13 protein-coding genes are annotated in these 12,249 nt (G+C 68.8%); 7 read left to right on the top strand and 6 right to left on the bottom strand.

The annotated features are described in order from the left end of the window. The first annotated feature begins 17 nt into the window (after positions 1–17). The 4 genes from ACGFW6_RS19075 to ACGFW6_RS19060 all read left to right on the top strand — a co-directional run bounded on the left by ACGFW6_RS19075 (position 18) and on the right by ACGFW6_RS19060 (position 3,484). Positions 18–935, top strand: coding sequence for a F0F1 ATP synthase subunit gamma (locus tag ACGFW6_RS19075; protein WP_393510706.1), 918 nt, complete (start codon positions 18–20; stop codon positions 933–935). After that, positions 935–2,371, top strand: a complete 1,437-nt coding sequence (gene atpD, locus ACGFW6_RS19070) for a F0F1 ATP synthase subunit beta (RefSeq protein ID WP_393510703.1) — start codon at positions 935–937, stop codon at positions 2,369–2,371. The genes ACGFW6_RS19075 and atpD overlap by 1 nt, the downstream gene beginning before the upstream one ends. A 129-nt stretch (positions 2,372–2,500) precedes the next feature. Continuing rightward, positions 2,501–2,875, top strand: coding sequence for a F0F1 ATP synthase subunit epsilon (locus tag ACGFW6_RS19065; RefSeq protein WP_194040551.1), 375 nt, complete (start codon positions 2,501–2,503; stop codon positions 2,873–2,875). 162 nt (positions 2,876–3,037) lie between these two features. Further along, entirely contained in the window at positions 3,038–3,484 is a 447-nt protein-coding gene (locus tag ACGFW6_RS19060) for a DUF2550 domain-containing protein (protein ID WP_380844583.1), read from the top strand. A gap of 141 nt (positions 3,485–3,625) precedes the next feature. On the opposite strand, the gene ACGFW6_RS19055 is transcribed toward ACGFW6_RS19060, so the two are convergent. The 3 genes from ACGFW6_RS19055 to ACGFW6_RS19045 form a co-directional block, all read right to left on the bottom strand. After that, the gene (locus ACGFW6_RS19055) at positions 3,626–5,452 is read right to left on the bottom strand and encodes a glycosyl hydrolase family 18 protein (protein ID WP_393510699.1); all 1,827 of its coding nucleotides are present in this window, start codon (positions 5,450–5,452) and stop codon (positions 3,626–3,628) included. A 135-nt stretch (positions 5,453–5,587) separates the two neighbouring features. Beyond that, positions 5,588–6,229 (bottom strand): response regulator, encoded by a 642-nt coding sequence (locus tag ACGFW6_RS19050; RefSeq protein WP_393510696.1) that lies wholly within the window; start codon positions 6,227–6,229, stop codon positions 5,588–5,590. Next, the gene (locus ACGFW6_RS19045) at positions 6,226–7,404 is read right to left on the bottom strand and encodes a sensor histidine kinase (RefSeq protein WP_393510693.1); all 1,179 of its coding nucleotides are present in this window, start codon (positions 7,402–7,404) and stop codon (positions 6,226–6,228) included. Before ACGFW6_RS19045 ends, ACGFW6_RS19050 begins: the two co-directional genes overlap by 4 nt. 152 nt (positions 7,405–7,556) lie before the next feature. Between ACGFW6_RS19045 and ACGFW6_RS19040 the strand changes: the two genes are divergently transcribed. Next, positions 7,557–8,144, top strand: coding sequence for a hypothetical protein (locus ACGFW6_RS19040; RefSeq protein WP_393510690.1), 588 nt, complete (start codon positions 7,557–7,559; stop codon positions 8,142–8,144). 81 nt (positions 8,145–8,225) lie between these two features. Here the strand turns inward: ACGFW6_RS19040 and ACGFW6_RS19035 are convergent, their stop codons facing one another. From ACGFW6_RS19035 to ACGFW6_RS19025, 3 genes are read right to left on the bottom strand one after another with little or no spacing between them, the layout of a single operon-like run. Continuing rightward, on the bottom strand, positions 8,226–8,798 hold the full coding sequence (locus ACGFW6_RS19035) for a cob(I)yrinic acid a,c-diamide adenosyltransferase (RefSeq protein WP_393510687.1): 573 nt from the start codon (positions 8,796–8,798) through the stop codon (positions 8,226–8,228). A 13-nt stretch (positions 8,799–8,811) separates the two neighbouring features. Continuing rightward, a complete protein-coding gene (locus ACGFW6_RS19030) occupies positions 8,812–9,561 on the bottom strand; it encodes an ABC transporter permease (RefSeq protein ID WP_393510685.1) in 750 nt (249 codons plus the stop codon). Positions 9,562–9,573: 12 nt separating this feature from the next. Then, positions 9,574–10,356: an ABC transporter ATP-binding protein gene (locus tag ACGFW6_RS19025; RefSeq protein ID WP_393510683.1), complete on the bottom strand. Its 783-nt coding sequence runs from the start codon at positions 10,354–10,356 to the stop codon at positions 9,574–9,576. Between the two features lie 80 nt (positions 10,357–10,436). Between ACGFW6_RS19025 and ACGFW6_RS19020 the strand changes: the two genes are divergently transcribed. Both ACGFW6_RS19020 and ACGFW6_RS19015 read left to right on the top strand, forming a co-directional pair. Then, a complete protein-coding gene (locus ACGFW6_RS19020; protein ID WP_393510680.1) occupies positions 10,437–11,078 on the top strand; it encodes a TetR/AcrR family transcriptional regulator in 642 nt (213 codons plus the stop codon). A 160-nt stretch (positions 11,079–11,238) separates the two neighbouring features. Then, a complete protein-coding gene (locus ACGFW6_RS19015; protein WP_393510677.1) occupies positions 11,239–12,087 on the top strand; it encodes a 3-hydroxyacyl-CoA dehydrogenase family protein in 849 nt (282 codons plus the stop codon). The last annotated feature ends 162 nt before the right edge of the window (positions 12,088–12,249 follow it).

Below are 12,249 nucleotides of genomic sequence, written 5' to 3'. Positions count from 1 at the left end.
AGGAAGGGACCTGACTCATGGGAGCCCAGCTCCGGGTCTACAAGCGTCGCATCCGATCCGTCACCGCGACCAAGAAGATCACGAAGGCGATGGAGATGATCGCCGCCTCGCGCGTCGTCAAGGCGCAGCGCAAGGTGGCGGCCTCCACGCCCTACGCGACCGAGCTCACCCGCGCGGTCACGGCGGTCGGCACCGGCTCGAACACCAAGCACCCGCTGACCACGCAGGCCGAGACGGTCACGCGGTCCGCGGTGCTGCTCCTGACCAGCGACCGCGGTCTGGCCGGCGCCTTCAACTCCAACGCCATCAAGGCGGCGGAGCAGCTGACCGAGCGTCTGGAGCGCGAGGGCAAGGAGGTCGACACCTACATCGTCGGCCGCCGTGGTGTGGCGCACTACAACTTCCGTGAGCGCAAGATCTCGGAGTCGTGGAGCGGTTTCACCGACGAGCCCACGTACGCGGACGCCAAGAAGGTCGCGGCCCCGCTGATCGAGGCCATCGAGACGGAGACGGCGGAGGGCGGCGTGGACGAGCTCCACATCGTCTACACCGAGTTCGTCTCGATGATGACGCAGCAGGCGCTGGACGCCCAGCTGCTGCCGCTCAGCCTCGAGGAAGTCGCGGAGGACACCCACACCAAGGGTGAGATCCTCCCGCTGTTCGACTTCGAGCCCTCGGCGGAGGACGTCCTCGACGCCCTGCTGCCGCGCTATGTGGAGAGCCGTATCTACAACGCGCTCCTCCAGTCGGCCGCTTCGAAGCACGCCGCCACGCGGCGCGCGATGAAGTCGGCGACCGACAACGCGGGCGAGCTCATCGAGACGCTCTCCCGTCTTGCCAACGCGGCCCGCCAGGCCGAAATCACCCAGGAAATCAGCGAGATCGTCGGTGGCTCTGCAGCCCTCGCCGACGCGACCGCGGGGAGTGACCGCTAATGACCACCACTGTTGAGACCGCGACGGCCACGGGCCGCGTCGCCCGGGTCATCGGCCCGGTCGTCGACGTGGAGTTCCCCGTCGACGCGATGCCGGACATCTACAACGCCCTTCACGTCGAGGTGGCCGACCCGGCCAACGCCGGCGAGAAGAAGATCCTGACCCTGGAGGTCGCCCAGCACCTGGGTGACGGCCTGGTGCGCACGATCTCCATGCAGCCCACCGACGGTCTGGTCCGCCAGGCCGCGGTCACCGACACGGGCGCGGGCATCACCGTCCCGGTCGGCGACTTCACCAAGGGCAAGGTGTTCAACACCCTCGGTGAGGTGCTGAACGTCGACGAGAAGTACGACGGCGAGCGCTGGTCCATCCACCGCAAGGCCCCGAACTTCGACGAGCTCGAGTCGAAGACCGAGATGTTCGAGACCGGCGTCAAGGTCATCGACCTTCTCACCCCGTACGTCAAGGGTGGAAAGATCGGTCTGTTCGGCGGTGCCGGCGTCGGCAAGACGGTGCTCATCCAGGAGATGATCTACCGCGTCGCCAACAACCACGACGGTGTGTCGGTGTTCGCCGGTGTCGGTGAGCGCACCCGTGAGGGCAACGACCTCATCGACGAGATGAGCGAGTCGGGCGTCATCGACAAGACCGCTCTGGTCTTCGGTCAGATGGACGAGCCCCCGGGCACCCGTCTGCGCGTGGCGCTGGCCGGTCTGACCATGGCGGAGTACTTCCGCGATGTGCAGAAGCAGGACGTGCTGTTCTTCATCGACAACATCTTCCGCTTCACGCAGGCCGGTTCCGAGGTGTCGACCCTGCTCGGCCGTATGCCCTCCGCGGTGGGTTACCAGCCGAACCTGGCCGACGAGATGGGTCTCCTCCAGGAGCGCATCACCTCGACCCGTGGTCACTCGATCACCTCGATGCAGGCGATCTACGTCCCCGCGGACGACCTGACCGACCCGGCCCCGGCCACCACCTTCGCCCACCTCGACGCGACGACGGTTCTCTCCCGTCCGATCTCCGAGAAGGGCATCTACCCGGCCGTGGACCCGCTGGACTCCACGTCCCGGATCCTGGACCCGCGCTACATCGCGCAGGACCACTACAACACCGCCATGCGCGTCAAGGGGATCCTGCAGAAGTACAAGGACCTCCAGGACATCATCGCGATCCTCGGTATCGACGAGCTCAGCGAGGAGGACAAGCTGGTCGTCCAGCGTGCCCGCCGCGTCGAGCGCTTCCTGTCCCAGAACACGCACGTCGCCAAGCAGTTCACCGGTGTGGACGGCTCGGACGTGCCGCTGGACGAGTCGATCACCGCGTTCAACGCGATCTGCGACGGTGAGTTCGACCACTTCCCGGAGCAGGCGTTCTTCATGTGCGGTGGTCTCGAGGACCTCAAGAAGAACGCGAAGGAGCTGGGCGTCTCCTGACGCACCGGTCTTCGTGAGCCATTGAGCTCTTGGTGAGGGGGCGGGGCACGTCCCGCCCCCTCTTCCATGCCTATTAGACTTGTAACCAACACCCGGCAGAACCGCCGGGTGGTGACCCGAGGAGCCACCTTGGCTGCTGAGCTGCACGTCGCGCTGGTCGCCGCCGACCGTGAGGTCTGGTCGGGCCAGGCCACCCTGGTCGTCGCGCGCACCACGTCCGGCGACATCGGCGTCATGCCCGGTCACCAGCCGCTGCTCGGTGTGCTGGAGTCGGGCCCGGTGACCATCCGTACGAGTGATGGCGGGACCGTCATCGCCGCAGTGCACGGCGGTTTCATCTCGTTCGCGGACGACAAGCTGTCGCTGCTGGCCGAGATCGCCGAACTGTCGGACGAGATCGACGTCCAGCGCGCGGAGCGCGCGCTGGAGCGCGCGAAGTCGGACGACGACGCCTCCGCCGAGCGCCGCGCGGAGGTCCGCCTGCGGGCGGCGACGGCGCGCTGACCCACGGGGTCACCTGCCGGGCCGTCTAGGCTCTGGGGGAGCGCACGCGATGACGTCACTCAGCCGCGGCTGGGACCGGAGCAATCCGGTGCCGGTCGCGGCTGAGGCAGATATGGAAGTTTTTTCCGTTCCGTTACCTAGGAGACGAGGAGGTCGGTGCCGATGGTCCTCGCTCTGACTGTGTGCGGAATCGTCGTCGCCCTTGTGGTGCTGGGGTTGTTCGTCTTCGGCCTGCGCCGCAGACTCATCCAGCGCTCGGGCGGCACTTTCGACTGTTCGCTGCGCTGGGACGTGCCGGAGAAGACCGACACCAGCGGCAAGGGCTGGAGCTACGGTGTCGCCCGCTACAACGGCGACCGCATCGAGTGGTACCGCGTCTTCTCCTACGCCTACCGCCCGCGCCGCATCCTGGAGCGCTCCGCGATCGAGGTGGCCGGCCGTCGGCTGCCCGACGGCGAGGAGGAACTGGCGCTGCTCTCCGACGCCGTGATCCTCACCTGTCTGCACCGGGGCACGCGTCTCGAACTCGCCATGAGCGAGGACGCGCTGACCGGTTTCCTCGCGTGGCTCGAGGCGGCCCCGCCCGGACAGCGCGTCAACGTCGCCTGACCGATATCACCGCAGTGATGTGAATCTCCGCCGACCGGCTGGAGATTCCTTGTGTTCCCGGCCGACGTGCCCGGGGCGTGCAAAAGACGCCACGGACAGGCCGGGGCCTGTCCGTGGCGCTCTGACGGTACTGCCGGAGGGCTACTGCAGCCCGTTGTTGATGGCGGTCACCAGCTCACCGTTGCCGGTGTCGCCGCTGAACTCCCAGAAGAACGCACCGCCGAGGCCCTGGTTCTTGGCCCAGGACATCTTCCCGGCGATCGTCGACGGGGTGTCGTAGGACCACCAGTTGTTGCCGCAGTAGGCGTATGCCGTGCCGGCGATGGTGCCGTTCGCCGGGCAGGAGTTCTTCAGGACCTTGTAGTCCTCGATGCCGGCCTCGTAGGTACCGGGAGCCGCGCCGGTCGCCGTGCCGCCGGGGGCGGCCTGGGTGACGCCGGTCCAGCCACGGCCGTAGAAGCCGATGCCGAGCAGCAGCTTGGCCGACGGCACGCCCTTCGACTTCAGCTTGGCGATGGCGTCCGCCGAGTTGAAGCCGGCCTGCGGGATGCCGGTGTAGGAGGTGAGCGGCGAGTGCGGCGCGGTCGGGCCCTGCGCGTTGAAGGCACCGAAGTAGTCGTACGTCATCACGTTGTACCAGTCGAGGTACTGCGAGGCGCCGCCGTAGTCCGCCGCGTCGATCTTGCCGCCGGAGGAGCCGTCGGCGGTGATGGCCGCGGTGACCAGGTAGTTCGGGCCGAACTCCGTGCGCAGCGCGGACATCAGGTTCTTGAAGGCCGCGGGGCCGGAGGTGTCGCAGGTCAGGCCGCAGGCGTTGGGGTACTCCCAGTCGATGTCGATGCCGTCGAAGACATCGGCCCAGCGCGGGTCCTCGACCACGGACTTGCAGGACTTGGCGAACGCGGCCGCGTTCTGTGCCGCCTGGCCGAAGCCGCCGGAGTAGGTCCAGCCGCCGAAGGAGTAGAGGATCTTGATGTGCGGGTACTTGGCCTTCAGCTGCCGCAGCTGGTTGAAGTTGCCGCGCAGCGGCTGGTCCCAGGTGTCGGCGGTGCCGCTGACGGACTGGTCGGCGGTGTAGGCCTTGTCGTAGGCGGCGTAGGTGTCGTCGACGGTGCACTGACCGTTCTTGACGTTGCCGAACGCGTAGTTGATGTGCGTGATCTTCGACGCGGAGCCGGAGGTCACCAGGTTCTTGACGTGGTAGTTGCGGCCGTAGACGCCCCACTCGGTGAAGTAACCGAGCTTGACCTTGTCGCCGGTGGGCGGCGGGTCGGTGGTGCCGCCGGTGGTGCGCACCGCGCGGGCGCCGCTGACCGGACCGGTCTGGTCGGCGGTGTCGCGGGCCTGGACGGTGTACGAGTAGTCGGTGCCGGCGGTCAGGCCGGTGTCCGAGTAGGACGTCGTCGTGACGGTGGCGACCTTGGCGCCGTCGCGCAGCACGTCGTAGTTCTTGATGCCCTTGTCGTCGGTGGCGGCGCTCCAGGACAGCTTCACCGAGGTGTTGGTGATGTCGGAGGCGCTCGGCGTGCCGGGGGCGCTCGGGGCGCTGTCGCCGGGCTCCGTGGTGCCGCCGTCACAACTGCCGCCGTTCAGCTTGCAGTTGGCGGGGGAGCCGGAGCCGGCGCCGTTGAAGCCGAAGGAGACGGAGGCGCCGGGGGCGAGGGTGCCGTTCCAGGACTTGTTCTTGGCGGTCCAGTGGGTGCCGGAGGAGGTGACGTCGGCGTCCCAGGCGGAGGTGACGGAGGTGCCGGAGGGGAAGTCCCATTCGACGGTCCAGGAGCTGAGTGATGTCGTGCCGGTGTTCTTCACCGTCCACTTGCCCTCGAAGCCGGAGCCCCAGTCCTGGGTCTTGGCGTAGGTGGCGGTGGCGGATGTCGCGGCTTCGGCCGGGCTCGCGAGGCCGACCAGGCCCGCCAGCGGGAGCAGCAGGGTCGCGAAACCCGCCACGGCTCTGTGTCTGAAGCGCATGCTGCGCCTCCTTGTTGGGAAGTCAGGGGGCATGACTGAGCCTCACGCCCACTCATGGTGCGGTGAGAATAGAAAGGTCTGGACCACAGGTCAATAGGTCTGGACCAGTTGACCTTTCGTCCCGGATCCGCCCCGCTAGATCCCCAACTCCTGTGCCAGTACGGCCGCTTGGACCCGGCTGCGCAGCTCCAGCTTCCCCAGCAGACGGCTGACGTGTGTCTTCACCGTCGCCTCGGCCATGTCGAGCCGGTCCGCGATGCCGGCGTTCGACAGGCCCTCGCCGAGGCAGGAGAGCACCTCGCGCTCCCGTCGGGTGAGGCAGTCCAGGACGGACGGGTCGACCGTCGGCTCCCGTACGGGCTTGGCCGCGAACTCGGCGATCAGACGCCGGGTGACGGCCGGGGCGATCAGGCCCTCGCCGCGCGCCACCGTGCGCACGGCCTCCAGCAGGTCGCGGGCGTCGGTGTTCTTGAGCAGGAAACCGGAGGCCCCCGCCCGCAGCGCCCCGAAGACGTACTCGTCGAGGTCGAAGGTGGTCAGCACGAGCACGTCCGCCAGCCGCTCCGCCACGACCTTCCGGGTCGCCGACACCCCGTCCAGACGCGGCATCTGAATGTCCATCAGCACCAGGTCGGGCCGCAGCTCCCGGGCCCGCTCCACCGCCTGCTCACCGTCCGCCGCCTCGCCGACCACCTCGATGTCGGGCGCGCTGCGCAGGATGAGGACCAGTCCGGCGCGGACGGCCGACTGGTCCTCGGCGACGAGCACACGGATCATGCGGAGTCTCCTTCGGTCAGCGGAAGCCTGGCGCGTACGACCCACATCTTGCCGTCGGCGGAGTCCTCGGGCCCGGCCTCGAACTCGCCGCCCAGCAGTGCGACCCGCTCCCGCATCCCCACCAGACCGGCGCCGGAACCGGGCGCCCGCGGCCCGTCGCGGTCGCCGAACGGACTGGTCACGGCGACGGTCAGACAGCCGTCCCGCTGGGCGAGCGCGACGGCGACCCGGCCGGGGGAGGCGTGCTTGAGGGCGTTGGTCAGGGACTCCTGGACGATGCGGTAGGCCGCGAGCTCGACAGGGGCGGGGACGGTGCCGGGCACGGAATCGAGGTGGACGTCGAGGCCGTTGGTGCGGGCACCCTCCGCCAGGGCGTCGAGGCCGTCGAGCGTGGGGGCGGCCGCCGGCTCGGTCTCGCCGCCGGCGTCCCGCAGGATGCCGATGAGCCGGCGCATCTCCGCGAGCCCCTCGACGCTGTTCTCGCGGATGACCGACAGGGCCTCCTGGGAGGTCTTCGGGTCGTCGATGGAGAGCGCGGCCGTGGAGTGGATGGCGATCGCGGAGAGATGGTTGGCGACCATGTCGTGCAGCTCGCGTGCCATGCGGGCGCGCTCCCCGGCGACGGCCTGCGAGCGGTCCATCTCGGCGAGCAGCGCGGTCTGTTCGGCCCTCAGCCGGGCGGCCTCGGCGGCGTCACGGTGGTTGCGCACGACCCAGCCCGTGCCGGCGGGGCCGTACGCCACGATGCCGACGACCACGCCGATCAGCAGCGCCTCCGGGGTGCGCCACACCGCGAACGGCACCAGGGTCGCGGCCACCGTGAGCAGGCCGGTGATCCACTGGATACGGCGGGCCGAGGCGAGCGGGCCGTACAGCACGGCCGCGTAGACGATGTCGGTGAACATCAGGACCGTGGCCAGATTGCCCTGGGTGAAGACGTCCGCGCAGATCGCGACGGTGCCGATCAGCAGGGCCGTGCGCGGGGTCGTCCGGCGCAGCAGCTCGCAACCGGCCATCACGGTGAGCGGCAGCAGGATCGGCCAGGGGCCGTCGAAGAGCGTGATGGGGTCCTTGGCGGGCCGGGTGGCCAGGCCGAAGGCCACCAGCAGCAGGCCGCCGAGCAGCCCGCCCACAGCGACGTAGACGTCGAAGCGGTGCGGGCGGGGAAGGACCATGGCTCCATCCAACACGGTGCGCACGGCCCACGCGTGATTCCGGGGAAGGGTCCTGGACTGCATCTTTCGATGTACCGCCGGTTCGTCAGTGGCGACGACGAAAGCGGCCGGCCCGGACGGGAGCCTGGAAGGGTGACCGAAGGGAGCACGTTGTGATCGTCGCGCTCATCATCGCCTGCGAGGTCGGCTTCTGGGTGCTGCTGGCGCTGGGCCTCGCCGTCCGCTACCTGCTCAAGTGGCGCCGTACGAGCGTGGTGCTGCTGCTGTGCGAGCCGCTGCTGGAGCTGGTGCTCTTCGTGGCCACGGCGGTGGACCTGAAGAACGGCGCGGAGCCGGGCTGGGAGCACGGCCTGGCCGCGCTCTACATCGGCTACACCGTGGCGTACGGCCACTACACGATCCGCTGGCTGGACGGCCATGCCGCGCACCGCCTGGCCGGCGGCCCGCGCCCGCGCACACCTGCGCGGTACGGCATGGCACGGGCCCGGCACGAGGGCCACCTGTGGCTTCGTACGGTCCTCGCGGCGGCGGTGGCCTGTGCCCTCCTCCAGGGCGCCGTCTGGTACGTCGCAGACGGCGACACCTCGTCCCTGCGGTCGTTCCAGTGGGTGGCACTGCGCGCCGTGGGCATCCACGGGCTGATCGCGCTGACCTACCTCATCTGGCCCAAGCAGCCGAAGGGCGGGGCCGAGTCCGGGCCTGCCGACCGGGTCGTCACGTCGAAGGAGCGGGCCGGATAAATCGTCGGTCGTCCGCGGGCCCGTCGTGGCTGGTAGCGCAGTTCCCCGCGCCCCTTTCGGGGCGCGTCCGCGTCGGGCCGTCTAGCGTTCCCCGCCCGGCACCCACAGCACGTCCCCGACCTCCTTGTTCGCCGTCCGTGCCAGGATGAACAGGAGGTCGGACAGGCGGTTGAGGTAGGTCGCGGTCAGGGGGTTCATCGTCTCGCCGTGGGCCTCCAGGGCCGACCAGGTCGAGCGCTCGGCCCGGCGGACGACCGTGCAGGCCTGGTGCAGCAGGGCCGCGCCCGGGGTGCCGCCGGGGAGGATGAAGGAGCGCAGCTTCTCCAGCTCCTCGTTGAAGCGGTCGCAGTCCGCCTCCAGCTTGTCGATATAGAACTGCTCGACGCGCAGCGGCGGGAACTCCGGGTTCTCCACCACCGGCGTCGACAGGTCCGCACCCACGTCGAACAGGTCGTTCTGGACGCGGGTGAGGACCTTGACGACCTCCTCGGCCAGGCCGCCCAGCGCGATCGCCGTGCCGATCACCGCGTTCGCCTCGTTGGCGTCGGCGTACGCCGAGATCCGCAGGTCGGTCTTGGCGACCCGGCTCATGTCGCCGAGGGCGGTGGTGCCCTGGTCGCCGGTCCTGGTGTAGATGCGTGTCAGATTGACCATGAGGTCAGCCTAGTTACGCCCCGGCCGTTCGGAAGACGCGTGTGCCGACCGTCACGGCCAGCGCGGCGAAGGCGACGGCGACCAGGACGCCGTACAGCATGTGCGCCGTGGCGTAGGAGCCGACGTACGCGTCCCGCACCGCGTCCACCAGATAGCGGAACGGTACGAAGTGGGACAGGACGTCCAGCCACCTCGGTCCCAGCGTCATCGGGAGCATCAGGCCCGACAGCAGCATCATCGGCATCGTCATCGCGTTGATCGCCGGCCCGAACTCCTGCGGGGTGCGGACCTTCATGGCGAGCGCGTACGACAGCGAGGCCAGCGACACCGTCAGCAGCGCGACGAACGCGAAGCCGATCAGGACGCCCGGGAGCGGAGCTCGCAGGCCCGTCGTCACCGAGGCCAGAACCAGCAGCACCGCCTGGAAGACGAACACCGTGGCGTCCCGCAGCACACGCCCCAGCAGCAGGGCCAGGCGGCTGACCGGCGTCACGCGCATCCGCTCCACCACCCCCTGGCCCTTCTCGATGATGATCGAGAACCCGGCGAACGACGCCCCGAACAAGCCGAGTTGGAGCAGCAGCCCGGGCACCAGCACCTGCCAGGAGCTGCCCTGTCCGCCCAGCGGCAGATCGGTCAGCAGCGGACCGAAGAACAGCAGGTACACCAGCGGCATCAGCACGCCGAAGAGCAGGGCGAACCGGGAGCGCAGGGACTGGCGGAGATAGCGGCCGTAGATGAGGGCCGTGTCGTGCAGCAGCATCTTCTGGGATTCCTATACGGCTACGGGGTCGGCGTCGGCCGGGGTGGCGCTGCGGCCGGTGATGGCGAGGAAGGTGTCCTGGAGCGAGGCGTCGATCGAGCCGCCGTGGCGCAGCTTCAGCGCGCTCGGCGTGCCCTCGGCGACGACCACGCCCTTGTCCACGACGACCAGCCGGTCGGAGAGGGCGTCGGCCTCGTCGAGGTAGTGGGTGGTCAGGAACACCGTGGTGCGGTGTTCGTCGCGCAGGCGCCGGATCAGGTCCCACAGGTCGGCCCGGCTGCCGGGGTCCAATCCCGTCGTCGGCTCGTCCAGGAACAGCACCTTCGGGCGGTGCGTGAGCGCGAGCGCGATGTCGAGGCGGCGCCGCCGGCCGCCGGAGAGCGTGCCCGCCTTGCGGTCCAGGAGGTCGGTCAGACCCAGGTCGTGGGCCAACTCCTCGGCCCGTGCGGCTGCCTGCGTCCTGGTCAGGCGGTACAGGCGGCCCTGGGTGACGAGCTCCTCCCGCACGGTGATCTGCGGGTCCACCCCGCCCGACTGCGCCACGTACCCGCACGCCCGGCGCACCCCCGCGGCGTCGGTCGCGAGGTCGTGGCCGGCGACGGTGGCCGCGCCGCCGGTGGGCGCCAGAAGGGTCGTGAGCATCCGCAGGGTCGTCGTCTTGCCGGCGCCGTTGGGGCCGAGGAAACCGAGGATCTCGCCCTCGCGCACGGTCAGGTCGATACCGCGGACGGCCTCCACCGGGCCGAGTTTCGTCCGGAAGGTACGGGCCAGTCCGGCCGTACTGATGATGGTCATGACCACAGAAAAACAGAGTCTCTTAAATTTTGCAATGACCCCAAAATTTAAGGGAGCCCACTGAAGTTAGGATGAGGACCATGGCGGAAGGGCTCAGGGAGCGGAAGAAGCGCGAGACGAGACAGCGGATCTCGGACATCGCCACCGGGCTGTTCCTGGAGCACGGCTTCCTGACCGTGACGATCGCGGAGGTGGCGGAGGCCGCCGACGTCTCCGTGAACACGGTCTACAACTACTTCCCGGCGAAGGAGGACCTCTTCTTCGACCGTTCCGCCGGCGTCGTCGAGCAGCTCTCGCGCTGGGTGCGAGGTCGGGCGAAGGGGGAGTCGGCGGCCGGGGCCGTGCTGCGCGAACTGCGCGCCGAAGTGGAGGCGGTCTCACCCAAGGTGGGGCTCATCGAGGGCTACGACCGCTTCATGCGCTGCATCCACGAGGCGCCGCCGCTGCGCTCCCGCCTGTGGAGCCTGCAGCAGGAGATCCACGACCACCTGGAGGCCACCCTGCGCGAGGAGGCCGGCGCGGACGCCGCCGACCCGCTGCCGGGGCTGATCGCCGGTCAGATCGCCTGGATCCATCAGACGGTGTTCGTCCACATCGGACGGGAGATGGTGGCCGGGCGCAATCCGGGCAAAGTGTCACGGGAGGTACTCGTGCTTCTCGACGACATCGAGGAGCTGTTGAGCGCGAACGTGCTCAACTACGCCGTCCGAGGCGCGGAATGACCGGCGCCGGTGTGATGTCCGTCAGATGAGACGTGACTCGCGTTACTAACCGGTCACACAGTCCCCGACGAGCGCTAAGGTCCGCCGCAGAAGCCAATCGTAAGCAGCGTGTAAGCGCACACTCGCAGTAATGCTGCCGTGATTCAAAGGGGAGTCGTCAGTGGCACGCAAGCTCGCCGTCATCGGAGCCGGTCTCATGGGTTCCGGTATCGCCCAGGTCTCTGCTCAGGCGGGTTGGGACGTGGTCCTGCGCGACGTCACCGACGAGGCCCTCCAGCGTGGCACCGACGGCATCAAGGCGTCGTACGACAAGTTCGTGAGCAAGGGCAAGCTGGAGGCGCACGACGCCGACGCGGCCCTCGCCCGCATCACCGCCACCACCGACCTGGACGCGGTCGCCGACGCGGACGTCGTCGTCGAGGCCGTCTTCGAGAAGCTCGAGGTCAAGCACGAGATCTTCCGCGCGCTCGACAAGATCGTGCGCGAGGACGCCGTGCTCGCCTCCAACACCTCAGCCATCCCGATCACCAAGATCGCGGCGGCCACCGCGCACCCCGAGCGGGTCGTCGGCGTGCACTTCTTCTCGCCGGTGCCGATGATGCAGCTCGTCGAGCTCGTCCGCGGCTACAAGACGAGCGACGAAACCCTCGCCACCGCGCGCGAGTTCGCCGAGTCCGTCGGCAAGACCTGCATCGTCGTGAACCGCGACGTCGCCGGCTTCGTCACCACCCGGCTGATCTCGGCGCTCGTCGTCGAGGCCACCAAGCTCTACGAGTCGGGTGTCGCCACCGCCGAGGACATCGACCTCGCCTGCAAGCTGGGCTTCGGTCACGCCATGGGCCCGCTCGCCACGGCCGACCTCACCGGCGTCGACATCCTGCTGCACGCCACCGGCAACATCTACACCGAGTCCCAGGACGAGAAGTTCGCCCCGCCGGAGCTGATGCGCCGGATGGTGGACGCGGGTGACATCGGCCGCAAGAGCGGGCAAGGCTTTTACAGCTACTGAGGTTTCGTAGACCACCGCACAGCCCATGCACGCATCACGCGATGGGGTGAATTCGGTATCGGTTCGCTTACAGACGGCAACCTCTGGCCGCTCAACGCAGTCAGAGGTTGCATCACCGGCCACAGCGAAGACTCATAGCAAACACAGACACAGGCACCTACG

It is taken from the genome of Streptomyces sp. Y7, from assembly GCF_043195415.1.
Lineage (GTDB): Bacteria > Actinomycetota > Actinomycetes > Streptomycetales > Streptomycetaceae > Streptomyces.
The sequence above is the reverse complement of the archived record's forward strand: the minus strand, read 5'-3'. Positions and strand labels throughout refer to the sequence as shown.

What these genes read in the sequence shown, in the direction of transcription:
- ACGFW6_RS19075 (WP_393510706.1), top strand. Translation starts at nt 18, where the DNA reads ATGGGAGCCCAGCTCCGGGTCTACAAGCGTCGCATCCGATCCGTCACC.
- atpD (WP_393510703.1), top strand. Translation starts at nt 935, where the DNA reads ATGACCACCACTGTTGAGACCGCGACGGCCACGGGCCGCGTCGCCCGG.
- ACGFW6_RS19060 (WP_380844583.1), top strand. Translation starts at nt 3,038, where the DNA reads ATGGTCCTCGCTCTGACTGTGTGCGGAATCGTCGTCGCCCTTGTGGTG.
- ACGFW6_RS19055 (WP_393510699.1), bottom strand. Translation starts at nt 5,452, where the DNA reads ATGCGCTTCAGACACAGAGCCGTGGCGGGTTTCGCGACCCTGCTGCTC.
- ACGFW6_RS19050 (WP_393510696.1), bottom strand. Translation starts at nt 6,229, where the DNA reads ATGATCCGTGTGCTCGTCGCCGAGGACCAGTCGGCCGTCCGCGCCGGA.
- ACGFW6_RS19045 (WP_393510693.1), bottom strand. Translation starts at nt 7,404, where the DNA reads ATGGTCCTTCCCCGCCCGCACCGCTTCGACGTCTACGTCGCTGTGGGC.
- ACGFW6_RS19035 (WP_393510687.1), bottom strand. Translation starts at nt 8,798, where the DNA reads ATGGTCAATCTGACACGCATCTACACCAGGACCGGCGACCAGGGCACC.
- ACGFW6_RS19030 (WP_393510685.1), bottom strand. Translation starts at nt 9,561, where the DNA reads ATGCTGCTGCACGACACGGCCCTCATCTACGGCCGCTATCTCCGCCAG.
- ACGFW6_RS19025 (WP_393510683.1), bottom strand. Translation starts at nt 10,356, where the DNA reads ATGACCATCATCAGTACGGCCGGACTGGCCCGTACCTTCCGGACGAAA.
- ACGFW6_RS19020 (WP_393510680.1), top strand. Translation starts at nt 10,437, where the DNA reads ATGGCGGAAGGGCTCAGGGAGCGGAAGAAGCGCGAGACGAGACAGCGG.